Origin of the sequence: Aromatoleum sp., assembly GCF_035254505.1 — a bacterium.
Classification (GTDB): domain Bacteria; phylum Pseudomonadota; class Gammaproteobacteria; order Burkholderiales; family Rhodocyclaceae; genus Aromatoleum.
On sequence record NZ_DATFAO010000036.1, the window covers coordinates 1 to 23,469 of the forward strand.

Consider the following 23,469-nt stretch of genomic DNA (forward strand, 5'->3'; position numbering starts at 1 on the left):
AAACCCGCGACAAGCGCGGGTTCGGTCATTTCGACTGGCGGAGAGTGAGGGATTCGAACCCTCGATACGAGTTTTAGCCCGTATGCTCCCTTAGCAGGGGAGTGCCTTCGACCTCTCGGCCAACTCTCCATCGTCAGAGCCCTACATCATAGCGATGTATGCCTCTTTGGTCAAACCTTATTATTGTGCGACTTCCAGATTGAAGGCCTTGTGCAGCACGCGCACAGCGAGCTCGAGGTACTTCTCCTCGATCGCAACCGAGATCTTGATTTCCGAGGTCGAGATCATCTGGATGTTGATCCCCTCTTCGGCCAGCGTGCGGAACATCATCGACGCGACGCCCGGATGCGAGCGCATACCGACGCCGACGATCGACACCTTGGCCATCGTCTTGTCGCTGGCGATCGCGCGCGCGCCGATGTGCGCCTTGACGCCTTCGAGCACCTTGACGGCCTTGTCGAGGTCACCCCGGCTGACGGTGAAGGAGAAATCCGTCGTGCCGTCGTGCCCGACATTTTGAATGATCATGTCGACATCGATGTTCGCGTCAGCGACCGGCCCCAGGATCTGGTAGGCGATGCCGGGTTTGTCCGGCACGCCGAGCACCGTGAGCTTGGCCTCGTCGCGATTGAAGGCGATGCCGGAGATGACGGGTTGTTCCATGTTCTGATCTTCCTCAACAGTGATGAGCGTGCCCTCCCCTTGCTCCTCGAAGCTCGAGAGGACGCGCAACTTGACCTTGTACTTGCCGGCAAATTCGACCGAGCGGATCTGTAGCACCTTCGATCCGAGGCTCGCGAGTTCGAGCATCTCTTCGAAGGTGATCTTGTCGAGCTTGCGCGCTTCCGGCACGACGCGCGGGTCGGTCGTATACACGCCGTCGACGTCGGTATAGATCTGGCATTCGTCGGCCTTCAGCGCCGCGGCCAGCGCCACGCCCGTGGTATCCGAACCGCCGCGGCCGAGGGTGGTGATGCTGCCATGTTCGTCGACGCCCTGAAAGCCGGCGACCACGACGATGTTGCCATCATCGAGATCCTTCTTGATCGGGGCCTCGTCGATATTGAGGATGCGTGCCTTGGTGTGCGCGCTGTCAGTCAGGATGCGCACCTGGCCGCCGGTGTAGCTCTTCGCCTTGACGCCGATGTCGTGCAGCGCCATGCACAGCAGGCCGATCGTGACTTGCTCGCCGGTGGACACGACCACATCCAGTTCGCGGGGGTCGGGGCTCGCGGCGACATCCTTGGTCAGCGCGATCAGGCGGTTGGTCTCGCCGCTCATCGCGGAAACCACCACCACGACCTGATTGCCGGCCGCCTGGAACTTCGCCACCTTGCGAGCGACGTTTTTGATGCGTTCCGGGTTACCCACGGAGGTGCCACCGTACTTCTGAACTATCAGTGCCATCGTCGTATCCAAGTGACTGTGGATAAAACGAAACATTCTAACGAAAGCCACGGATTTTTGCTGATCCAATCCCTCGGTAGACATCAGGCGCAGCTTCACCACGTATTGATTGTGGCTAACCCTTGCTGTGACATTTTTTTAATTGTATTTGCACGGGATAGTAATCTATACTTGGGTCACCATACGACTTAAGTCGTAGGAGCACGAAAGTGCGTAGCCGAAGCACATATCGCAATTGATTTCACAACAGAGGACCCAGTCATGAAAAGCAATGAAACCTTCGATGTCCGCGAGATTCGCCGGAAGCTCGGCATGAACCAGTCCCAGTTCTGGTCGAAGATCGGCGTCACCCAGAGCGGCGGCTCCCGCTATGAAAGCGGTCGTAATATCCCTCGTCCCGTGCAGGCACTGCTGCGCCTCGTGCACATCGAGCAGATCGACATCAGCAAGGTCAAGAAGGAAGACGTGGAAGTGGCTGAGTTCCTGAAGGCCTCGAACCCCGAAATGTTCAAGACCCTGAAGAAAGAAGCTCGCGCGAAGCGCAAGGAACAGACGAAGTCGCGGTAATCGGCCTTGCAGCCGACATTCAAGGGCTGACGCGGACCGTCAGCCCTTTTTTACGTATACGATCGGCAATCGACTCGAGTTCTTCGGGGGAAAGCGGCGAGACACGCTGCGCTTCGGGCTGCATCGACGGGCGCGCAACGCCGTACAACAGTACGCCCGCCAATCGTTCCACCCCCGCCAGTTCAAGCACCCGCAGATAGGCATCCAGCTCTTGCTCCGTCGGCAGTTCGCCGTCCCAACGGAACATGCAGGTCTGGACCCAGGTCGTGCAGAGCGCAGCACTTGTCTGAAGTCGTCTCGCGACCGCAGCCGGGTCGAGCGACACGCCGTTGATGCGGCGCGTCGCGGCGTTCGTGCCCGCATCGACCTTGAACCAGACTTCGCCTCCGGCCTCACCCAGACGGCGTACGCCTTCGCGCACGATGCTGCGACCCATCAGACTGCCGTTGGTGATGAGGCGCAGCGGAACGTCCGTCAACCCGAATTGCGCGCGCAGCCGCGCGGCCATCTGTACGGCATCGGCAAACTCGGCGGCACTCGTCGGTTCGCCATTGCCGGAGAAGGCGATGTCGCGGATCACGCGCAGCCCTTCGGGGACATGCTGCGTCATGTAGTCGCCATGCACCAGGGCCTCCAGGAATCCACTGAGCTCGCTTTCGAGTACCGCGAGATCGATCTTCGGGGCGGAGCCGCGGACGAGGTCCGGCACCTGGCAGTAGACGCAGTGCCAGTTGCAGGCGTTGTTCGGGTTGAGGTTGATCCCGACCGACACGCCGCCCGCACGGCGCGAGAGCACAGGATAGACGTAGGTCAAGCCGGCGAAGTCACGGTCGTGATTGCGGGTGCTGAGTCGGGCGTCGCTGGCGGACATGGTCATCATCGGGAGTCGGTTTTCGGGCGAATGTTATAATCCCGCTCTTGCACTTGCGAGGTCAATCATGCGCATCACCCGCCGACTGGAATTCGACGCCGGACACCGGATTCCGGATCATGCCAGTCAATGCCGGCATCTTCATGGCCACCGCTACGCGCTCGAGATCACCTTGTCGGGCGGCGTCATCGATGCAGCGGGCCAGCCGGTCAACGGCATGGTGATGGACTTCGCCGACGTGAAGGCGGTCGCCAAGGCGCATATCGTCGATGAGTGGGACCACGCGTTCCTCGCCTATCGCGGGGATCATGCCGTCATCGACTTCCTCGCGTCGATGCCGGGCCACAAGACGGTCGTGCTCGACTGCGTGCCGACCGCGGAAAACCTCGCGAGCGAGGCCTTTCGCATTCTCGATCCGCTGTATCGCGACACCTACGGCAACCACCTGCGCCTGGAGCGCGTGCGCCTCTTCGAGACGCCGAACTGCTGGGCGGACGCGCTGCGCGAAGACGCCGCCGACTAGCGCCGGCCTCAGCCGCCCCCGGCTGCCGCCGCAGCGACCGTTTCCGCCGGCAGCGCAGCGGCGACCTCGGGCGGGACCAGGCGCACTTCGCGCTGCGGGAAGGGAATCTCGATGCCTTCGCGGCGGAAGCTGCGCCACACCGTCAGGTTGATCTCGGAGATGACGCCGAGCGTTCCCTCCTGCGGATCCGACACCCACACCGAGAGCCGCAGGTCGATGCCGTTGTCGCCGAAGCTGACGACGAAGGCCTTCGGGGTAGGATCGGGCAGGACGCGCGGCTGGGCCTTCGCCGCCTCGACGAGAATCACGAGCGCACGCTCCAGGTCCGTCGAATAGCCCACCTGGAAGTTGATCGGCACGGAGATGCGGGTGTCGGTATAGGTCTCGTTCTGCACCACCGAGCCGACCAGGGTTTCGTTCGGCACCAGCGATTCGACGCCGTTGCCGGCCCGCAGCACGGTGTAGCGGGTGTTGATCTGCGTGACGACGCCGCGCTCGTTGCCGACCGTGATCAGGTTGCCGATGCGCAGCGAGCGGTCGAGCAGGATGATGAAACCCGACACGTAGTTCGCGGCGATCTTCTGCAGGCCGAAGCCGAGGCCGACGCCAAGCGCGCCACCGAAGACCGACAGCGTCGTGAGGTTGATCCCGACCATCGGCAGCGCGACCAGCACCGCGACGACGAGCAGCAGCGCCTTGGCGACGCGCAACAGCACGAGGCGCACACTGTCGTCGAGGCCGGCCGCCGCGCTGAGGCGGCGCTCCAGCGCACCGGCGGCCCAGAGCGCGATGAGCAGCGAGACGAGCACCATGGCGACGCCCTGCAACAAGACCAGCACAGACAGCTTCTGCGAACCGGTATTGAAGGAGACGCTGTCGAGCGCATCGAGCACGTCGGGCAACCAACCGAGGATGTGCAGCGCGAACACGGCCCACGCCAGCGATGCGAACACACGCTCGAAGCTCGCGAGCCAGGTTGCCCAGCCGATCGCGCGCCGGACGGCGAAGACAACGAGGCGGATCGCCGCGAAAGACGTCAGCAGCGGCACCGCAAGGTTGAGCAGATGGACATTGTGGTACTTGTGCAGCACGGCGCGTGCGGCAAACACGACAGCCAGCGCGGTCAGCGGGAAGAGGACGCGTCGCAGTCCGCTGCGGCTCAGGCGACGCATGCGCGACTCGTCGTCGGTCGCCTCGCCGACGCGGCGCATCGCGGCGCGTTCGACGAGCCACGCGGTTCCCAGGCTGAGAATGATGGCACCGATCTGCCACAGCACGACCGGGCTCTGCAGGTCGCTCCAGATGTCGGTCAGCATCGCGGCGACGCGGATGTCTTCTGTCATCGTTCGAAAGTCCAGTAATCGGCGGCAACCGGCGAGGCATCCTCGCGATGGCGTTGCCAATTTTCCAGATAGGCCTGCACAAGCGGACAGTTGTCGCGCAGGACGATGAGATTCTCTGCGTTGCGGGTGCTCGCGGCGCGGGTGAAATTGAAAGAGCCGGTTGCAAGCGTGCAGGCAGGCCCGGCCGCATCCGCGATCAGCACCTTGTTATGGGCGGCGGCGTAGCGCGTCTCGAACGCCACCGGGATGCCGGCGGCAACGAGGTCGGGCAGCACGTTGCCCGTGCCGCGCCGATTCATGCGCTCGTCAGCGAGCACCTGCACGCGAACGCCGCGGCGGTGGGCGGCGATCAGCGCCGCGGCGATGGGCCGGCTGGTGAAGGCGTAGGCCTGCACCTCGATGCTGGACCTCGCCTGCCCGATGACGCGGACGAGCAGCGCCTCGGGCTGGCCGGCGGGGGTGAAGGCGACTTCGACGGTGCCTTCGGCGGGCAGCAGTTGATTGGCCGTCGCGCAGGACGCGCCGCAAAGCGCCGCCACCGCGAGGACGGCGCCCAGCAGCTGGTGCCGCATACGTCCTGCGTCGGGGCCCACGTCAAGCATCGGTCGCGACACGCTCCATCACCGCGGCGAAGAAGCCGTCGGTGTCATGGGTGCGCGGCGACAGACGCAGCCGTTCGCCGGTGTCGAGCGTGATGCCTTGCTTCGCGAGCACTTCGGCCGCATTGAGCAGCTGGAATTCCGGATGCGCGGCGAGGAAGGCATCGACAACGTTGTCGTTTTCTTCCGTCAACAGGCTGCAGGTGGCATACACCAGTCGGCCGCCCGGCTTCACGAGACGCGCGGCCGATTCGAGGATCGCGCCCTGCTTGACGACCATCTCGGCGACCGATTCGGGTGTCTGACGCCACTTGAGGTCGGGGTTGCGACGCAGCGTGCCGAGGCCGCTGCAGGGGGCGTCGACGAGCACGCGATCCGCCTTACCGACCATGCGCTTGACCTTGGCGTCGCGCTCGTGGGCGATCAGCACCGGGTGGACGTTCGACAGCCCGGCGCGGGCGGCCCGCGGCTTGAGCTTGGCGAGACGCTTCTCCGCGACATCGAAGGCGTAGAGCCGGCCGGTCGAGCGCATCAGGGCACCGAGCTGAAGCGTCTTGCCGCCCGCGCCCGCGCAGAAGTCGACGACGAGTTCGCCGCGCTTGGGCTGCACGAGGTAGCCCAGCAGTTGACTGCCCTCGTCCTGCACTTCGAAGGAGCCGTCGAGGAAGAGCGGATGCTTCTGCAGCGCGGGTTTACCGGCGAGGCGGATGCCTTGCGGCGAATACGGGCAAGGCTTGGCGTCGATGCCGTTGAACTTGAACGCCTCGAGCACCGCTTCGCGATCCTTCTTCATGACGTTGACGCGCAAGTCGAGCGGCGCCGCACGGTTGAGGCTGTGCGAGAGGTCGATCAGGGCCGCTTCGTCGTGGGTCGCGGCGAGGCGCTCGGCGAGCCAGTCGGGCAGGTCGGCGCGTTCGGCGAGCGTGCCCTCGTCGAGCTCCTTGCTTTTGATTCCGGCGATCCAGTCGCGCTCGGTGGCGGAGGCCAGCCCTTCGAAGTGGCGCATCGGCCAGCCTTCGCCGCGAGCGAGCCAGGCGAGCACGAGTTCGCGCGGACGGGCGTCCTCGCCGACCAGCCGGCGCAGCCAGCGCAGGCGGCGGACGATGCCGTAGACGGTTTCGGCGATGAATCCGCGGTCGCGGTGGCCGATCTCGCGGTGCTCGCGGAAGTGGTGCGACAGGACGGCGTCGGCGGGGTATTCGAAGCTCAGGACCGCCTTGAGGACTTGCGCAGCATGGATCAGCAGGCTGCGCGATGCAGCCTCTTCGTGTTTCGCCATTGTTATTCAGTTTCCGAAGGGTTGGCGGACGGGAGGATGGTCTTCCGCCCTCAGTTCAATCATGTTTCGCTCGTCCGAGAGCGCAGCGCCGCCCTCGCCTTCCGCGGCGCTGCCGGGCGGCGACAGACGCAGTTCGATGGCCTGCTGGTCGAGGATTTCTCCCTTTTCGTCGACGATACGGATACGCACCGGCAGCATGCCGTAACTGTTGGCGAGCCAGATGTCGATCGTGAGCCGGCCGTCGCGTGCGGCGGCACGCACGCGCAGGGTGTCGAGTCGCCCGATGGGCAGGGCCTGAACTTCGGCACCGACGACCGTTACCGCTGCCGGGGTCGCTTCACGCCCGCTGACGACGGTGAGCTCGGTGACGTCCCGGCTGGCACCGACGATGCCGATCTGGTGCCACAGGCTCAGCAGGTCCTGGTCGCCGGGATGGATCGGCGCCGTGCGGTCCGAACGGCCGCGACCGCGGTGCAGGCTGACCTGGCCGGCGCTCCAGTCGAAGGTCGCGCTCGAGGGATCCTTCGAGCTTTGCTCGACAGAGAAGGCCTCCGGGCGCAGACCTTCCGGACCGACCGCGCCCTCGCTGCGCTGGGCGTAGTGGAAGGAACGGAAGATGCCGACCATGCCCGTCGTCTGCAAGGCGACCGACATGGAGTAGCGCTTGTCGTCGTGCGCCCACTCGTGGCGCGCCTCGCCGACGACGAAACCGCCTTCGCCCATCGAGGTGCGGAAGCGGATGCTGCCGTGACGCGGCCAGCCGGCGATGCTGACGCCTTTGAAGTCCTGAGCTCCGCTTGCAGGAGCCGCGGAGGCCGTATCCTCGGACGTGGTCGGAGCGGCCTCCTCGGCGGCCGCGGCGACCTCGGCGGCCGCGGCGACCTCGGCGGGTGGAGCTGACGGGGGCGGCGGCGCTTGCTCCGGCGTCGCATTCGCGGGCTCCGCCGACGAGTCGGCCATTGCAACCACCGGCGCCGCCTCGGCAGGCCGCGTGGGCTTAGGACGAGGCTTGGGCCGCTTCGGGACGTCCGGCGCGGGCGGCGGGGCGACGGGAACCGTCACGGCGGCAACCGGCTCGGGCAGCGGCGCAAGGGTCGCGTGCAAAACCGGCGGCTCCTTGGGCTCGCTCGTCGCGAACGGCTCCCAGCCGGGCACGCCGAGGACGAGTCCGTGCAGGAGCAACGAGGCTCCCGTCGCGAGGATCAGGCTTGTGGACTGCCGCATGCCTCGACTCCGGGAGCGATATCGAGCGCCGGCACGATCCAGCCGGCTTCGCCCGCCGGCTCGTCGCGCACGATCACGCGGCCTTCGGTCGTGATCGTCAGCCGGTCTTCGACGAACCAGCGCACGGCCTGCGGATAGATCCGATGTTCGAGCTTCAGCACGCGCGCGGACAGGCGGTCTTCATCGTCGTCCGACAGCACGGGGACGGCGGCCTGGATCACGACCGGGCCGCAATCGAGGGCAGGGGTGACGAAGTGCACCGTCGCGCCGTGAATCCTGACCCCGGCTTCGAGCGCGCGTCGGTGCGTGTGCAGGCCGGGAAAGGACGGCAGCAGCGACGGGTGGATATTGAGCAGCCGCCCCTCGTAATGACGCACGAAGCCGTCGGTCAGCACGCGCATAAAGCCGGCGAGTACCACGAGATCCGGTCGATGTGCATCGATCGCCGCGGCAAGCGCGGTGTCGAAGGCTTCACGCGACGGGAAGGCCTTGTGGTCGACGACCTCGGCCACGATGCCGTGGGCCGCAGCGAACTCGAGCCCTTTGGCATCGGCCCGGTTGCTGATCACTGCGCTGATGCGTGCGCCGGCGGGTTGGTCCCGCACGATGGCTTCCATATTGCTGCCGCGGCCGGAAATGAGGATGACGATGGACTTCATTGACAGATTCTTCGGAGACTTGGTTCCTGCGTGGCCAGGGACGCGGGCCGGATTCGGGTCCGGTTCCGAAAGACACGGACGTCGGATGGCGGCGCCGTTCGGGGCGATTTGCTTGCGCGCATGATACCGGAAGCGCGCCATGATCCCCACCCCGCGGGACGGTAGAAGGCTGCGGCGAGACCGCTTGCTGCCCGAGTGACTCCGTATAATCTAGGGTTGCATTCTCCTTCGGCGCCCGCCCATGCCTTCGATCCACCTGCTGTCCGACCTCCTGATCAACCAGATCGCTGCAGGCGAGGTCGTCGAACGCCCGGCCTCGGTGCTCAAGGAGGTGCTGGAGAACGCGCTCGATGCGGGTTCGCGGGCGATCGACGTGCAGCTCGAACAGGGGGGCGTGCGGCGCATCCGCGTCGCCGACGACGGCTGCGGCATCGCGAAGGACGAACTCGCGCTCGCGCTCGAACGTCACGCAACGAGCAAGATCGAAAATCTGGACGACCTGGAGCGGGTCGGCACGATGGGTTTTCGCGGCGAGGCGTTGGCTGCGATCGCGGCGGTCGCGCGCACGACACTGACGAGCCGTGCTGATGGTAGCACGCACGCGTGGCGCATCGACGGCACCGAGCGCAGCCTCGCGCCGGCGGCGCTGAACGCGGGCACCGTCGTCGATGTCGCGGACCTCTATTACAACACCCCGGCGCGGCGCAAATTCCTGAAGTCGGAAGGGACCGAGTACGCGCACTGCGACGAGATGTTCCGCCGCGTCGCACTCGCACGGCCGGACATCGGCCTGCAACTCGCGCACAACGGGCGCGTCGTGCATCGGCTGCCGCCGGGTGACCATGGCCGCCGCGTCGCGGCACTGATGGGCGACGACTTCCTCACGCAGGCGCGCGCGATCGATGCCGACGCGGGGCCGTTGCGCCTGTCGGGGTTCGCTTCGCTGCCGGCCTATTCGCGCGCAAGCCGCGACGCTCAGTATTTCTTCGTCAATGGCCGCTTCGTGCGCGACAAGCTGCTCACGCACGCGGTACGCCAGGCCTACGCCGACATCCTGCACGGCGCGCGTCATCCGGCCTACGTGCTCTTTCTCGAGCTCGATCCTGCCGGCGTCGATGTGAACGTTCATCCGGCAAAGATCGAGGTGCGCTTCCGCGAGTCGCGCGCGATCCACCAGTTCGTGTTCCATGCCTTGACGCGGGCGCTCGCCGAGTCGGGCGCGGCGCTGGCAGGCCGTGCGGCGGCGACGATGGAGCAGCCTGCAGCGCCCGTCGCGGCGGAAGCCTCGGGCAGCGATCCGGTACGCGAAAACGCGACGACAGGAATGGCACCGCGCCCGCAGGGCTTCGGCGGCTATCGCGACGCACCGCCCGTGCAGGGCCGGCTCGCGATGGAGTCGGCGAGCCGCAGCTATTTTGACTTCGTCGACAGGGCGCGCGAACCGGGTGCCTCGGCCTCCACGCCGGTTGCCGATGCTGGCTTCCGCCCGGCCGCCTTCGCACCCGCCAGCAGCCGTCCGGCGAATGCGGCATCGGCACCGGCCGCAAACCCGCTGCCGCAGCCCGACGACGACTCCGCCCCGCTCGGCTATGCGCTCGGGCAGCTCCACGGCATCTACATCCTCGCGCAGAACGCGAAAGGCCTCGTGCTCGTCGACATGCACGCCGCGCACGAGCGCATCCTCTACGAGAAGTTGAAGACCGTGCTCGACGGCCGGCCATCGGTGCAACGCCTGCTGATCCCGGCGATCTTCTCGGTCAGCGCGAAGGACATGGCAGCGGCCGAGGAATGCGTCGAGGTACTCGCCGGCATGGGCTTCGAAGTCGCGCCGGCGGGCCCGCAGGAACTCGCGGTACGCAGCGTGCCGGCACTGCTCGCCAACGCGCCGGTCGGCGAGCTAATGCGTAAGCTGCTGGAGGAGCTGCGCGAGTTTCCCGCCTCCGAAGTCGTCACCGCGCGGCGCAACGAGCTGCTGGCGACGATGGCCTGCCACGGCGCCGTGCGCGCGCATCGCAGCCTGACGATTCCGGAGATGAACGCACTCTTGCGCGACATGGAAGCGACCGAGCGCGCCGACCAGTGCAATCACGGCCGCCCGACCTGGACGCAGCTCACGATGGCCGAGCTCGACCGCTTCTTCATGCGCGGCCAGTAGCACCCTTACTTACCATCCCGGAGTGCCAGATTGACGGGCTCCGGTTATCCTTGCACGCCTCCGCCCCTCGCGGCACCGCAACACAGCGCAGACACCATGACAGGCAAGCAATACGACGAATCGTCCTTCCGCGTCCTCAAGGGACTCGAACCGGTCCGCGAACGGCCCGGGATGTACACCCGCACCGACTCGCCGGCGCACATCATCCAGGAAGTCATCGACAACTCCGCCGACGAGGCGCTCGGCGGCTTCGCGAAGAAGATCCATGTGACGCTGCATCTGGACGGCTCGGTGAGCGTCGCCGACGACGGCCGCGGCATCCCGGTCGGCCTGCACCCCGAGGAAGGCGTGCCGGTCGTCGTGCTCGCCTACACGCGGCTGCACGCGGGCGGCAAGTTCGACAAGCGCGATGGCAACGGTGCCTACGCCTTCTCGGGCGGTCTGCACGGCGTCGGCGTGGCGGTGACGAACGCACTGTCGACGCGCGTCGAGGTCGAGGTCAAACGCGAGGGCAAGATCCATCGCATCGATTTCAGTGAGGGCGGCGAGAAGATCGGCGCGATTTCGGTCGTCGGTGACTGCGGCCGCCAGACCGGCACGCGGGTGCGCGTGTGGCCGGACGGCAAGTACTTCGAAAATCCGCGCGTGCCGCAGAACGAGATCGAACGTCTGCTGCGCTCGAAGGCGGTGCTGCTCTCCGGCGTGTCGGTGCGGCTCGACATCGAGCAGGCGAGCGGCTCGCCGCTGACGAAGACCTGGTCCTACCCGGACGGGCTGGCCGGCTATCTGCGCGAGCAGGCGGGCGACGTCGAAGCGGTTGCGCCGCTCTACACCGCCGAGAAATACGCCGACAAGGACGACTCCACTTTTGCGCCGGGCGAAGGCGCGGCGTGGGTGATCGGCTGGTTCGAGCACTCGGTGCCGAGCGAATCCTTCGTCAACCTGATCCCGACGGTCGCGGGCGGCACGCACGAAAGCGGCCTGCGCGCGGGCGTGTTCGAGGCGGTGAAGAGCTTCATCGAGCACCACGCGCTGCTGCCGCGCGGCGTGAAGCTGCAGCAGGACGACGTCGCAGGCCGCATGAGCTTCGTGCTGTCGGCGCGCCTGCTGGACCCGCAGTTCCAGGGCCAAGTGAAGGAAAAGCTCAACTCGCGCGAGGCGGTGAAACTCGTGTCGTCGATGATGCGCGACCCCTTCGAGATCTGGTTGAACAACCACGTCGAGGCCGGCAAGGCGATCGCGGAGCTGTCGATCAAGCAGGCGCTCGCGCGGCAGAAGAGCGCGCAGAAGGTCGAGAAGAAGAAGACCTCGGGCGTCGCAGTGCTGCCGGGCAAGCTGTCGGATTGCGAGTCGGAGGACATCGCCGACAACGAGCTCTTCCTCGTCGAGGGCGACTCCGCGGGCGGCTCGGCGAAGATGGCGCGCAACAAGGAGACGCAGGCGATCCTGCCCTTGCGCGGCAAGGTGCAGAACGCGTGGGAGATCGATCCGGACAGGCTCCTCGCGAACGCCGAAATCCACGACATCGCCGTCGCGCTCGGCGTCGATGCGCATGCCGCGGGCAGCTCGCCCGACCTCTCGGGGCTGCGCTACGGCAAAGTCGTCATCATGTCGGACGCGGACGTCGATGGCTCGCACATCCAGACGCTGCTGCTGACGCTCTTCTTCCGTCACTTCCCGGAACTGATCACGCGCGGCCACATCTACATCGCGCAGCCGCCGCTCTATCGCGTCGACGTCCCCGCGCAGGGCAAGAAGCGCCCGGCGCGACGACTTTACGCGCTCGACGATGGCGAGCTCGCAGCGATCCGCGACCGCGTCGAGAAAGAAGGCTTCAAGCCGGACGCGATCGAAGTCGGCCGCTTCAAGGGCCTGGGCGAGATGAACCCCGACCAGCTGCGCGAAACGACGATGGACCCGGCGACGCGCCGAGTGCTGCCGGTGAAAGTGCGCGCCGAGGCGCTCGACGACACGCTGCGCATGTTCACGCTGCTGATGGGCAAGGGCGAGGCCTCGGGCCGGCGGGCGTGGATGGAGGAAAAGGGCGACACGGTCGAGGCGGACGTCTGATTGCATGCCCTCGGTCGGACCGCCCGGTCCAGGTCGATTCGTGGTATCCAAGGAAATGAAGCCTGAGGCAGCGCAAGCATGAGCAGCCGGAACGACCACAGCCGTGGCATGCGGCCGGGCCTGCGCCGCTTCCTGGCGACGGTGCTGGGGCTGGCGGCGCTGCTGCATCTCTACATCGGCTGGCGCCTGCTCCCGGACTTGGGCCTGAGCGGTACGGGGTGGACGGCGAGCGTGATCTTCCTGTGCCTGTCGTCGCTGCTGGTTCCCTTCGGCATGGCTGCGCGTTTCCTGATCCGCTCGCCCGATGCGGCGGATCGCATCAGCTGGATCGGCGCCTTGCTGATGGGTTTGTTCTCCTCGCTGCTGGTGCTGACGCTGTTGCGCGACGTCCTGCTGATCATGCTGCCGGCGGCCTGGCGTGGCGCTTCCGCTCTGGCGGTCGCGGTCCTCGCCCTGCTGGTGACCCTGGTCGGCTACGTCAATGCCCGACGCATTCCCCGTGTGGCCGACGTGGCCGTGCCCATCGCGGGCCTGCGCGAACCGTTGTATGGCTTCACCATCGCCCAGATCAGCGATCTCCACGTCGGCCCCACCATCAAGCGTGATTACGTGGCCGCCGTGGTGGAACGGCTCAACGCCCTGCATCCGGACCTCATCGCCATCACCGGTGACCTGGTGGACGACAGCGTCGAGCGCCTGCGCCCCCACATCGCGCCCTTGGCCGACCTGCGGGCACGGCACGGCGTCTTCGCGGTCACCGGCAACCATGAGTATTACGCGGGTGCCGCGCCCTGGATCGCCGAGTTTCGGCGTCTAGGCATGCGGGTGCTGATGAACGAGCACGCAGTGATCGAGCATGATGGGGCCGCCCTCGTGGTGGCGGGGGTGACCGACTACAGCGCCGGCCATTTCGATCCGGCCCAAGCCAGCGACCCGGCACGCGCGCTGGCGGGATCGCCCGCCGGCGTGGTGCCCAAGATCCTCCTCGCCCATCAGCCCCGCAGCGCAGCGGCGGCCGAGAAAGCCGGCTTCGACCTGCAGCTCTCGGGACACACACACGGCGGCCAGTTCTGGCCGTGGAGCCTGTTTGTGCCTTTGCAGCAGCCCTTCACCGCGGGCCTGCATCGGCTGGGGCGACTATGGATCTATACCAGCCGCGGCACGGGCTATTGGGGGCCCCCCAAACGATTCGGCGCCCCGTCGGAAATCACCCTGCTGCGTCTGGAACCGGCAACGAGGTGATCTTTGCGTGCTCGGGACGTGGGAGCGCCTCGCCTCGTCCTGTGCACGCGGCGACTTGCCCTGTTGCTTCACCGATCCTGCTATAACGGAAGCGCCCCGCCACTCACACCCAGGAGCCGGCCATGCCCGCCCCTTCCGGACTACACCCCAGGGCCTTGCTGATCGATCTGGCCGGGGTGCTGCACGTTGGTGACCATCCCGTGGTCGGCTCGGTAGCGGCCCTCGCGAAGCTGCGTGGCGCGGGGCTGCCGCTGCGCTTTCTCACCAACACCACACGCACGCCGCGTCGCAGGCTCGTCGCGCGCCTTCGCGACATGGGCTTTGCGATCGAAGCGGACGAGTTGCACACCGCGCCGCATGCGGCACAGCAACTCGTCGCACGCCGCGACCTGAAGCCGCTGTACCTCATCCACCCCGACCTCACCGAGGAGATCGGACCGAGTGCGGAGAACCCGGACTCGGTGGTCATGGGGGACATGGGCCCCTTTCTGGACTATGCCTGCCTGAACGCGGCGTTCCGCCTGCTGATGGAGGGAAAACCCTTCATCGCGATGGCGAGGAACCGCTATTTCATGGAAGAGGACGGGCTGTCGCTCGACATGGGCGCCTTCGTCACCGGGCTCGAATTCAGCAGCGGCGTGCAGGCCGAAATCGCCGGCAAGCCGGCGCCGGCCTTCTTCCACACGGCGCTGGCCGAAATGGGCGTCGCACCGGCCGATGCGGTCGTCATCGGCGATGACCTGCACGACGACGTCGGTGCAGCGCTGGCCGCGGGGATTCCGGCGATCCTCGTGCGCACCGGAAAATTCAGATCCGGCGACGACGCTGACCCGGCGATCCGACCGACCCTCGTCGCCGACGATTTCGCCGACGCGGTCGCACGCCTGCTCGCGCTCCCCGCAGCGCCTTAGAGCTCGGGGATCGACACCAGCTCGTAACCCGCCTGCTGCAAGCCGTCGCGCAAGGCGCGCGCCGTCGCCACCGCTTCGGCATCGTCCCCATGCACGCAGATGCTCTGCGCCGTCACCGGCAGGCGCTTGCCGTTGATCGAGATCAGCGCGCCGGCGTCGAGTATGTCGAGCACGTGGCGGAGACACGCGTCCGCGCCGTGGATCATCGCCCCCGGTTGAGAACGCGGCACGAGGTTGCCGTCGTCCAGGTACGCACGGTCGGCGAAGATTTCCTCGACGACTTTGAGGCCCGCCTCGCGCCCGGCGATCGCCAGTTGCGACGGCGCCGGGGCGAGCAGGATCAGCTCGGGGTCGAGGCGACGAATCGCGCGCGCCACGGTCGCCGCAAGCTTCGCATCGGCGCAGGCCATGTTGTTCAACGCGCCGTGCGGTTTGACGTGGGTCACCGTCATGCCTTCGGCGCGCGCGATGCCGGCGAGCGCACCGATCTGGTAGATCAGCATCGCTTCGAGCTCGGCGGGCGGCAGGTCCATACGGCGGCGGCCGAAGCCCTGCAGGTCGGGGAAGGCCGGATGCGCGCCGAGACTTACGCCGCAGCGCTTCGCGGTCGCGACCGTCTGTTGCATCACGAGCGGATCGCCCGCGTGGAACCCGCAGGCGACGTTCGCCGATTTGACGATCTCCAGCATCGCCGCGTCGTCGCCCATGCGCCAGGCGCCGAAACTTTCGCCTAGGTCGGCGTTGAGGTTGATGCGCTCAGCCATGCTGTACTCCGAAGGGGTGGGAAAGCTCGACGCCATGCAATTGCCATTCGTCGCCGCGCACGACGCCGCAGATCAGGTTCGCGCCGTACAAGGCCGCCTCGTCGATGACGCCGGGCGGGCGGAAGGTCTGGATCGCGCTGACCCAGTCGGCGAGCCGCCGCATCTGTTCGCGCACGGCCTCGGCGGCCTCGGCGTGGCTGACGGCAACGAAGCGCAGTTCGTCACCCGGCCGCAGATGGGCGAGACGCGGCAGGTCCGCACGGATCACGGTAGCGATCTTCGGATATCCGCCCGAAGTCTGGCAATCGGCCATCAATACGATCGGCTGACCGTTTGCCGGCACCTGGATTGTGCCCGGCGCAACACCGTCGGAGACGATCTCGGCACCCTTCTCGTTGTGCGCGAGTTTTTCACCGTCGAGGCGCAGGCCCATGCGGTCCATGTCGCGCGTCACCGCGTAGGGCCGCGTCAGGAAATTCGCGACCGCCTGCGGCGTGAAGTGGTCCTCCTGCGGACCGAGGATCACGCGGATCGGCCCCGTCTCGTGATGCCAGGGCGCGCGTGCGCGCGACTCGAGCCACGGATCGCCGCGCACGGCCTCGCATTGCAGGCGGTCACCGGCTTTCGGCGCCCGGCCCTGCACGCCGCCGATCGCTGCGCGCAGATAAGTCGAACGACTGCCCAGCTGCTCCGGGACCTGGACACCGCCTGAAAGCGCGACGTACCCGACGCCATGTGACACCCCGCCGATGCGCAGGATGTCGCCCGGGAAAAGCGTCGCTGTCCGCCCCGGCGCGACCTTCAGCACCTGGCCGCGCGTATTGACAAGCTGCGCGCCCATCTCGCCGGAAAGACCCACGCGTACCGTGCCGGACAGCGCCTTCAGCGACGGCCCGCTCAAGCCCACTTCGAGCACTGCCGCTTCCGACGGGTTGCCGACGAGCGCATTCGCCGCCGCCATCAGCACCGGATCGAGCGCGCCGGATACCGGCACGCCGATGTTGCGGTAGCCGGTGCGGCCGCGATCCTGCACGCTGACGGCGAGGCCCGAATCGACGATTTCGACGACGCCGCTCATGCCGCCTCTCCTTCCGCCAGCAAGGACGACAGATCGAAGCGACCCGCCGCACATTCGCGGTCGAGGGCGTCGAAGGCCTCGCGGCCGATCGCCTGCCACACGACCTGATCGCCCGGCGCGAGCAGGGCCGGCCGCCGCGCGTTGGCCGGATCGAAGAGGCGCACCGGCGTGCGACCGAGCAGGCGCCATCCGCCCGGGCTTTCCCACGGGTAGGCGGCGCACATGCGGCCTGCAACCGCTATCGAGCGCGAAGGCACGACTTTCCTCGGCGTCGCGAGCCGCGGCATGTCGAGCGCCTCAGGCAGGCCGCCGAGGTAGGGGAAGCCGGGCAGGAAACCGAGCATGTAGACCGTGAAGACCGTCTCCGTCATCAGGCGCACGATCTCGCCGCGCCCCATGCCCTTCGCAGCCGCCACCTCGTCGAGGTCCGGCGCGCAGGTCGCGTCGAAGCACACCGGGATCTGCCAGCGGCAGCCGGCGGCCGACAAGCTGCCGCTCTTGCCGGCAAGCTCCGCGAGCAGCTCGCGCAGCGCCATCGCGTCGGTGCGCAGCGGGTCGAAATGGACGGTGACCGAACGAAAGGTCGGGACCCATTCGACGACGCCCTCGAGACGCCCGTCGGCGGACAGGGTGTCGAGCAGGCTCGAGAAGCCGAGCACGCGGCCGTGGATCGCCGGGTCGATGCCGTCGCCGAACTCCACGGTCCAGGCGGCGTCGCCGACACTCAGCAGGCGCGGCTGCGGATGTGCGAGATCAATAGTCATGGCGGGATTATTCCGCTGGGGAGGGCTCGCGCCCAGTGATTTGCATGCGTCGGATCCACGGCCCCGCCGTGCGCGACGGCGGGGGGATCCTTGCGACCGGAGAGAAAGCTTGCTCAGTTCTGCAAAACCAGGTCCCGGCCCCGCGTTTCCGGGAGCGGCAGGCAGGCGATGATCACCAGCAGATACCCCCCCGCCGCGAGGATGCCGATCACTTCGCCGAGCGGCATGCTGGTGCTCAGGTAACCCACCAGCGCAGGGAAAGTCGCACCGACCGCGCGGCCGAAGTTGTAGCAAAAGCCCTGGCCCGAGCCGCGCAGCTCGTTCGGGAAGAGTTCGGCGAGGAAGGCACCCATCCCGGAGAAGATGCCCGACAGGAAGAAGCCGAGCGGGAAGCCGAGGAAGAGCATCATCGTGTCGTTGATCGGCAGCAGCGTGTAGCTATAGACCAGGATGGCCGCGCAGGACGCGAAGAGCATGAAGCAGCGGCGGCGGCCGAGGTGATCGGACAGCCAGGCGCTCGTCAGGTAGCCGATGAAGGAGCCGACGATCAGCACCAGCAGGTAGCCGCTCGTGCCCAGCACCGACAGCTTGCGCTCGACCTTCAGGAAGGTCGGCAGCCACGTCGTGACCGCATAGTAGGCGCCCATCATGCCGGTCGAGAGCAGGCTCGCGAAGATCGTCGTCGGCAAGAGGCGCGGCGAGAAGATCTCGAGGAAGTTACCGCCGCCTTCGGCTTTCACCTTCGCGCGGGCGACGTGGAAGACTTCCGGATCATGGATGTTGCGGCGGATGTAGAAGATCAGCACCGCGGGCAGGATGCCCATCCAGAAGAGCACGCGCCACGCCTGCTCGGCCGGCATCAGCGCATACGCGCCCCAGAACGCGATCGCCGCGATCCCCCAGCCGACGGCCCAGCTGCTCTGCACGAGCCCGACGGCCTTGCCGCGATTCTTCGGCTCGATCATCTCGGCGATCAGCACGGCGCCGACCGACCATTCGCCGCCGAAGCCGAAGCCCTGCATCGCGCGGGTGAAGAAGAGCTGCCCGAAGGAATTCGTGAAGCCCGACAGGAAGGTGAACGCGGTGAACCAGATGACGGTCCATTGCAGCACGCGCACGCGGCCGTACTTGTCGGCGAGGATGCCCGCGGCCCACCCGCCGATCGCCGAAGTCATCAGCGCGCCGGTCGCGATGTAGCCGGCCTCCACCTTGCTCATCGACCACGCCGCCATCAGCGTCGGAATCAGGAAGGTGTAAATCATGTAGTCGAACGCATCGACGCCATAGCCGGCAAACGCCGCGGTCAGGGTCTTACGTTCGTTGCTGCTCGTCTCACTAATCCACATGGTGGATCTCCTTTGCGGTGGTTCGACACACGCCGCCCCCGGTCTGTGCCGGAGTGCGACGAAAACAAGCTCTGTTCAGGAAAATGCGAGTTGGTGGTTGAGGAGATCGGTGACGAGCATGAATCCCGGCGCGTGCGTGATGCACAGCTCGGGTCTGGCTTCCATCACCGCGGCCTGGGGGGTCACCCCACAGGCCCAATAGACGGGGACTTCGCCCGGCCGGATCTCGACCGGATCACCGAAGTCGGGCTGCGCGAGATCCGCGATGCCGATCTCGGCCGGATCCCCGAAATGCACCGGGGCGCCATGCACATTGGGCAGGCGCGAGGTGACCTGGATGGCGCGGATCGCATTGGCCGCTGTCATCGGTCGCATCGATACGACAAGCGGTCCGTGGAACTTGCCGGCCGGGGTCGTCGCGATGTTCGTGCGATACATCGCGACGTTGCGCCCCTCGGCGACATGGCGCAGCGGGATGCCGGCGTCGAGCAGCGCCTGCTCGAAGGAGAACGAACAGCCGATGACGAAGGTGACGAAGTCCGGCTGCCACAGCTCGCCGATCGCAGTCGGCTCGGTGACGAGTTCACCCTTGCGCCAGACGCGATAGCGCGGCACGTCGGAGCGGATATCGACATCGGCACCGAGCGTCGGCAGCAGCGGCTGGCCCGGCTCGGACACCGCCAGCAAGGGGCAGGGTTTGGGATTGCGCTGGCAGAAGCGCAGGAAGTCGTCCGCGTCCTGCGAGCGCAGGATCACGACGTTGCCTTGTACATAGCCCGGCGCGAGCCCGCTCGTATGCGAGATCCACTGTCCCGCACGGATCGCTTGCCGTGCCGCGGCGCCCGTCTTGAGTTGCTCAGCGCACGCAAGCGCGCCGTCACGATTCAATTCCACCGAATCCCCTCCTTGTGCTTTGCCCGACGCTGTCGTCGCGTCGTAACAAAAGTATCGGCGGGGGCCGGAAGCTAGACAAACGCAAAATTTCGTTGTGACGTCATCGATTTTTTCGATGGATCGCACGCTTTTTCGGAAGCTCGGCTGCGGCTTCGGCCGCGAGGATGCCGTCGATCGGGAAGCGCCGCACGAAGGCGATCGCCTCCTGCACCGCGGCCTCCAGCTGCGGCGCACCGGGGTAAGCCCAGTAAGACGCATGGATCGGCAGCGGCGCGAGCTGCGGTTCGGCGTCGAGCACCGCGAGGTCCGTCCCCTTCGCAAGGCTCGGCACCGTCGCGCGCGGCAGCGTCGCGAAACCAAAACCACCTTCGACCATGCGCACGAGCGCCGAGATCGACGAGATCGTGTGGATGCGCCCGCTCTCCAGCCCCGCCCGGCGGATCAGCTCGATCAACGCGACATGCGGCTGCGAGCCGCGCTGAAAGGTCAGCACGTCGCGGGCAAGGATCTCCGGCAGCGTCCAGCGCCCGGGACGCTCCGCATCCCGATGCCGACCGGCAAAGACCATTTCCAGCGAGGGCATCTCCTCGACGCGAATGCCGTCACCCGCAGCCGGCATCGCCGCGAACGCGAGATCAAGACTGCCGCGGCGCAGTTGCTCGGTGATCACCGGCGTCATTTCGACCGTCAGCTCGAACTCGATGTGCGGCTGGGTGCGGCGCAGATGCTCCACGAGCGGAATCAGCCAGGTATGCAGCACCGACTCGATGCCGCCGATGCGCAGCGTCATCGCCTGCGGCTCGGGCGCACCGAGCTCGTCCTTCATCTCGCGCTGGATGTCGAGCAGGCGCTCCGCGAAGACCAGAAAACGGTTACCAGAGTTCGTCAGCCGGAAGTGGCGCTCGCGGCGGTCGATCAACGGCACGCCGAGCTCCTCCTCGAGGCTCGCGATGCGGCTGGATACGGCTGACTGGGTCAGGCACAGCTTGTCCGCGGCACGGGTCACGCTCTTCAGGCGCGCCACCCACAGGAAGGCTTCGACGAAACGCAGGTTCATGGATGAGGTCGATAGGGTGCAAGAGGCGCGGCAAAGCTCGACATCCTTGAACTTCGGCCCGGAACGCTGCCAGAATGCGCGCTGCCGCTGGCAGGCGGTTACAAAAACTGTAAGCCGATCAGCGCGCCGGCGCAATTCGTCGCGGATACACTGACCGCGATCCTGAGGCGACAGCCCGCCCGCCATGCCCCCCTCATCGCTTTTCGACGCACCGCTCCATGACCACAGACACGCTGGACCTCTTCAACGCCGAGCCACCGGCGCCGCCCGCTCCGCCCGCGGCAGGCGACAACGACGCCTCGCCTCCCGACGACGGCACCCTCGCGCTCGACCGCTACGCCGAGCGCGCCTATCTCGCCTACGCGATGAGCGTCGTCAAGTCGCGCGCGCTGCCGCAGGTCGAGGACGGCATGAAGCCGGTGCAGCGCCGCATCCTCTTCGCGATGAACGAGATGCGCCTGTCGTCGACCTCGAAGCACGTGAAGTCGGCGCGCGTCGTCGGCGACGTCATCGGTAAATACCACCCGCACGGCGACTCCAGCGTCTATGACGCCATGGTGCGCGTCGCGCAGGACTTCTCGCTGCGCTACCCGCTCGTCGACGGCCAGGGTAACTTCGGCTCGCGCGACGGAGACTCCGCGGCGGCGATGCGATACACCGAATGCCGCCTGACGCCGATCGCCGAACTCCTGCTGTCCGAGATCGACCGCGGCACCGTGGATTTCGTGCCGAACTACGACGGCGCCTTCGAAGAGCCGCAACTCCTGCCCGCGCGCCTGCCCTTCGTGCTGCTCAACGGCGCCTCGGGCATCGCGGTCGGCATGGCGACGGAGATCCCGCCCCACAACCTGCGCGAAGTCGCCGAAGCCGCCTGCCACCTGATCCGCAACCCGGAGGCCGGCCTCGACGAGATCCTGCCGCTGATCCCCGGCCCGGACTTCCCCGGCGGCGGACAACTCATCTCCTCACCCGAAGCGATCCGCGACGCATACGCCGGCGGGCGCGGCAGCCTGAGGATACGTGCACGCTGGCACGTCGAAGAGCTCGCCCGCGGCCAGTGGCGCGTGATCGTCGACGAGCTGCCGCACGGCGTCTCGGCGGCAGGCGTGCTCGCCGAGATCGAAACGCTGACCAACCCGCAGCCGCGTGCCGGCAAGAAGGAAGTCAGCCAGGAACAGAAGAACCTCAAGCAACTCGTGCTCGGCGTCGTCGAGACCGTGCGCGACGAGTCGAGCGACAAGGCCCCGGTGCGCATCGTGCTGGAGCCCCGCTCGTCCCGCCAGAACCGCGACGAGTTCATGGCGGTGCTGCTCGCCCACACCAGCCTCGAGACCTCCGCGTCGCTCAACATGACGATGATCGGCCGGGACGGCCGGCCGCAGCAGAAGAACCTCGTGCAGATCCTGCGCGAGTGGATCGACTTCCGCTACGTCACCGTCGATCGCCGCACGCGCCACCGTCTCGATGAAGTCGATCGCCGCCTCCACATCCTCGAAGGCCGCATGATCGCCTTCCTCCACATCGAGGAAGTGATCCGCGTGATCCGCGAGTCGGACGAGCCCAAGCCCGCCCTGATCGCCGCCTTCGGCCTCACCGACATCCAGGCCGAGGACATCCTAGAGATCCGCCTGCGTCAGCTCGCGCGCCTCGAAGGTTTCAAGATCGAGAAGGAGCTCAACGAGCTGAAGGAAGAGCGCAACGGCCTGCAGCACCTGCTCGACAGCCGCGCCGCGATGACGCGCCTGATCCTCAAGGAAATCACCGACGACGCAAAGAAATACGGCGACAACCGCCGCACCGTGATCGAGACGGTCGCTGCCGCCGCGCCCGCCGAACTCGCCGTCGCCGACGAGCCCGTCACCGTGATCGTGTCCAAAAACGGCTGGGTGCGCTCGCGCCAGGGCCACGGCATCGACGCCGCGGCGATCAGCTACAAGGCCGGCGACTTCGCCTTCGTCGTGGTCGAAACGCGCACCACCTGGCCGCTCCTCGTCATCGACACCAACGGCCGCGCCTACACGGTGCGCGTGTCGGATCTGCCCGGAGGCCGCGGCGACGGCGTGCCGGTTGCGACGCTCGTCGAGTTCCAGGACGGCGGCAAGCTCGCGCAGGTGCTCACGGCCGAGCCCGAATCGACGTGGATGTTCGCGAACTCGGGCGGCTATGGCTTCATCTGCACGCTCGGCGACGCCACCAGTCGCCAGCGCGCGGGCAAGGCCTTCATGACGCTCGAAAAGGGCGAGAAGGTGCTCGTGCCGGCGCGGGTGATCGGCGACAAGATCGCCGCGGTGTCCGAGAACGGCCGCATCCTCGTCTTCGTGAGGAGCGAGATGAAGGTGCAGGCCGGCGGCCGCGGCGTCATCGTGATGGCGCTCGACGACGGCGAGGCGCTGGTTGCGGTCGCCGTGCCGGCGGATGACGCGGTGCTGAAGGTCGAAGGCATCGGCCGCGGCAACAAGGCGGCCGCCGTCGAACTCAAGCCGGCGCAGCTCGCCGGCCTCGTCCACCGCCGCGCCCGCAAGGGCATGGCGCTGGCGATCAAGCTCAAGCCCTCGTCGCTGTCCTGAACGGCGCTATCTGGGGGCCTCGTTACCGCCGGCTGAAGACGCCGGCGGCGGCGCCTCTCCGGGCAGAATCGAGCGGATCGGATCGCCCTCCCGGATCTGACCGGGCGCCCTCGGCGGACGCTCGCCTGCCACCGATTCGATCAGAATGC

General features: G+C 67.0%; 20 protein-coding genes and 1 tRNA gene. 7 read left to right on the forward strand and 14 right to left on the reverse strand.

What is annotated here, in order from left to right:
* Positions 1–35: 35 nt before the first annotated feature.
* A tRNA-Ser gene (locus tag VJ673_RS06020) sits at positions 36–129 on the reverse strand.
* 51 nt (positions 130–180) lie between these two features.
* The gene (locus tag VJ673_RS06025; RefSeq protein ID WP_324125147.1) at positions 181–1,407 is read right to left on the reverse strand and encodes an aspartate kinase; all 1,227 of its coding nucleotides are present in this window, start codon (positions 1,405–1,407) and stop codon (positions 181–183) included.
* Positions 1,408–1,668: 261 nt separating this feature from the next.
* On the opposite strand from VJ673_RS06025, the gene VJ673_RS06030 reads away from it, so the two are divergent.
* Positions 1,669–1,974: a helix-turn-helix domain-containing protein gene (locus VJ673_RS06030; protein WP_015437079.1), complete on the forward strand. Its 306-nt coding sequence runs from the start codon at positions 1,669–1,671 to the stop codon at positions 1,972–1,974.
* Positions 1,975–1,993: 19 nt separating this feature from the next.
* On the opposite strand, the gene VJ673_RS06035 is transcribed toward VJ673_RS06030, so the two are convergent.
* Positions 1,994–2,845, reverse strand: a complete 852-nt coding sequence (locus VJ673_RS06035; protein WP_414635634.1) for a radical SAM protein — start codon at positions 2,843–2,845, stop codon at positions 1,994–1,996.
* A gap of 67 nt (positions 2,846–2,912) precedes the next feature.
* Between VJ673_RS06035 and queD the strand changes: the two genes are divergently transcribed.
* A complete protein-coding gene (queD, locus tag VJ673_RS06040) occupies positions 2,913–3,368 on the forward strand; it encodes a 6-carboxytetrahydropterin synthase QueD (protein WP_324125149.1) in 456 nt (151 codons plus the stop codon).
* A gap of 8 nt (positions 3,369–3,376) precedes the next feature.
* On the opposite strand, the gene VJ673_RS06045 is transcribed toward queD, so the two are convergent.
* Genes VJ673_RS06045 through purN form a run of 5 tightly spaced genes read right to left on the reverse strand, consistent with a single transcriptional unit; the run spans position 3,377 to position 8,472 of the window.
* A complete protein-coding gene (locus tag VJ673_RS06045) occupies positions 3,377–4,711 on the reverse strand; it encodes a mechanosensitive ion channel family protein (RefSeq protein WP_324125150.1) in 1,335 nt (444 codons plus the stop codon).
* The gene (locus VJ673_RS06050) at positions 4,708–5,283 is read right to left on the reverse strand and encodes a phospholipase D family nuclease (RefSeq protein WP_324125151.1); all 576 of its coding nucleotides are present in this window, start codon (positions 5,281–5,283) and stop codon (positions 4,708–4,710) included. Before VJ673_RS06050 ends, VJ673_RS06045 begins: the two co-directional genes overlap by 4 nt.
* A 22-nt stretch (positions 5,284–5,305) precedes the next feature.
* The gene (locus VJ673_RS06055; protein ID WP_324125152.1) at positions 5,306–6,589 is read right to left on the reverse strand and encodes an RsmB/NOP family class I SAM-dependent RNA methyltransferase; all 1,284 of its coding nucleotides are present in this window, start codon (positions 6,587–6,589) and stop codon (positions 5,306–5,308) included.
* Between the two features lie 6 nt (positions 6,590–6,595).
* On the reverse strand, positions 6,596–7,813 hold the full coding sequence (locus VJ673_RS06060; protein WP_324125153.1) for a DUF3108 domain-containing protein: 1,218 nt from the start codon (positions 7,811–7,813) through the stop codon (positions 6,596–6,598).
* A complete protein-coding gene (gene purN, locus VJ673_RS06065) occupies positions 7,792–8,472 on the reverse strand; it encodes a phosphoribosylglycinamide formyltransferase (protein WP_324125155.1) in 681 nt (226 codons plus the stop codon). Before purN ends, VJ673_RS06060 begins: the two co-directional genes overlap by 22 nt.
* 241 nt (positions 8,473–8,713) lie before the next feature.
* Between purN and mutL the strand changes: the two genes are divergently transcribed.
* The 4 genes from mutL to VJ673_RS06085 all read left to right on the forward strand — a co-directional run bounded on the left by mutL (position 8,714) and on the right by VJ673_RS06085 (position 14,850).
* Entirely contained in the window at positions 8,714–10,627 is a 1,914-nt protein-coding gene (mutL, locus tag VJ673_RS06070; protein ID WP_324125156.1) for a DNA mismatch repair endonuclease MutL, read from the forward strand.
* A gap of 96 nt (positions 10,628–10,723) precedes the next feature.
* The gene (locus VJ673_RS06075; protein ID WP_324125157.1) at positions 10,724–12,697 is read left to right on the forward strand and encodes a DNA topoisomerase IV subunit B; all 1,974 of its coding nucleotides are present in this window, start codon (positions 10,724–10,726) and stop codon (positions 12,695–12,697) included.
* A gap of 78 nt (positions 12,698–12,775) precedes the next feature.
* A complete protein-coding gene (locus VJ673_RS06080; RefSeq protein ID WP_324125158.1) occupies positions 12,776–13,939 on the forward strand; it encodes a metallophosphoesterase in 1,164 nt (387 codons plus the stop codon).
* A 122-nt stretch (positions 13,940–14,061) separates the two neighbouring features.
* Positions 14,062–14,850 carry a TIGR01458 family HAD-type hydrolase gene (locus VJ673_RS06085; RefSeq protein WP_324125159.1) on the forward strand — a complete coding sequence of 263 codons (789 nt, stop codon included), beginning with the start codon at positions 14,062–14,064 and terminating at the stop codon, positions 14,848–14,850.
* Here VJ673_RS06085 and VJ673_RS06090 read toward each other — a convergent pair.
* The 6 genes from VJ673_RS06090 to VJ673_RS06115 form a co-directional block, all read right to left on the reverse strand.
* On the reverse strand, positions 14,847–15,614 hold the full coding sequence (locus tag VJ673_RS06090) for a LamB/YcsF family protein (protein ID WP_324125160.1): 768 nt from the start codon (positions 15,612–15,614) through the stop codon (positions 14,847–14,849). The genes VJ673_RS06085 and VJ673_RS06090 overlap by 4 nt on opposite strands.
* Entirely contained in the window at positions 15,607–16,692 is a 1,086-nt protein-coding gene (locus VJ673_RS06095; RefSeq protein WP_324125161.1) for a 5-oxoprolinase subunit C family protein, read from the reverse strand. The genes VJ673_RS06090 and VJ673_RS06095 overlap by 8 nt, the downstream gene beginning before the upstream one ends.
* Positions 16,689–17,456, reverse strand: coding sequence for a 5-oxoprolinase subunit PxpB (pxpB, locus tag VJ673_RS06100; protein WP_324125162.1), 768 nt, complete (start codon positions 17,454–17,456; stop codon positions 16,689–16,691). Before pxpB ends, VJ673_RS06095 begins: the two co-directional genes overlap by 4 nt.
* A 113-nt stretch (positions 17,457–17,569) precedes the next feature.
* Positions 17,570–18,802 carry an MFS transporter gene (locus tag VJ673_RS06105; RefSeq protein ID WP_324125163.1) on the reverse strand — a complete coding sequence of 411 codons (1,233 nt, stop codon included), beginning with the start codon at positions 18,800–18,802 and terminating at the stop codon, positions 17,570–17,572.
* Between the two features lie 75 nt (positions 18,803–18,877).
* Entirely contained in the window at positions 18,878–19,696 is an 819-nt protein-coding gene (locus VJ673_RS06110; RefSeq protein WP_324125164.1) for a putative hydro-lyase, read from the reverse strand.
* Between the two features lie 100 nt (positions 19,697–19,796).
* Positions 19,797–20,753, reverse strand: a complete 957-nt coding sequence (locus tag VJ673_RS06115) for a LysR family transcriptional regulator (protein ID WP_324125165.1) — start codon at positions 20,751–20,753, stop codon at positions 19,797–19,799.
* 218 nt (positions 20,754–20,971) lie between these two features.
* Between VJ673_RS06115 and parC the strand changes: the two genes are divergently transcribed.
* Positions 20,972–23,320 (forward strand): DNA topoisomerase IV subunit A, encoded by a 2,349-nt coding sequence (gene parC / locus VJ673_RS06120; protein ID WP_324125166.1) that lies wholly within the window; start codon positions 20,972–20,974, stop codon positions 23,318–23,320.
* The last annotated feature ends 149 nt before the right edge of the window (positions 23,321–23,469 follow it).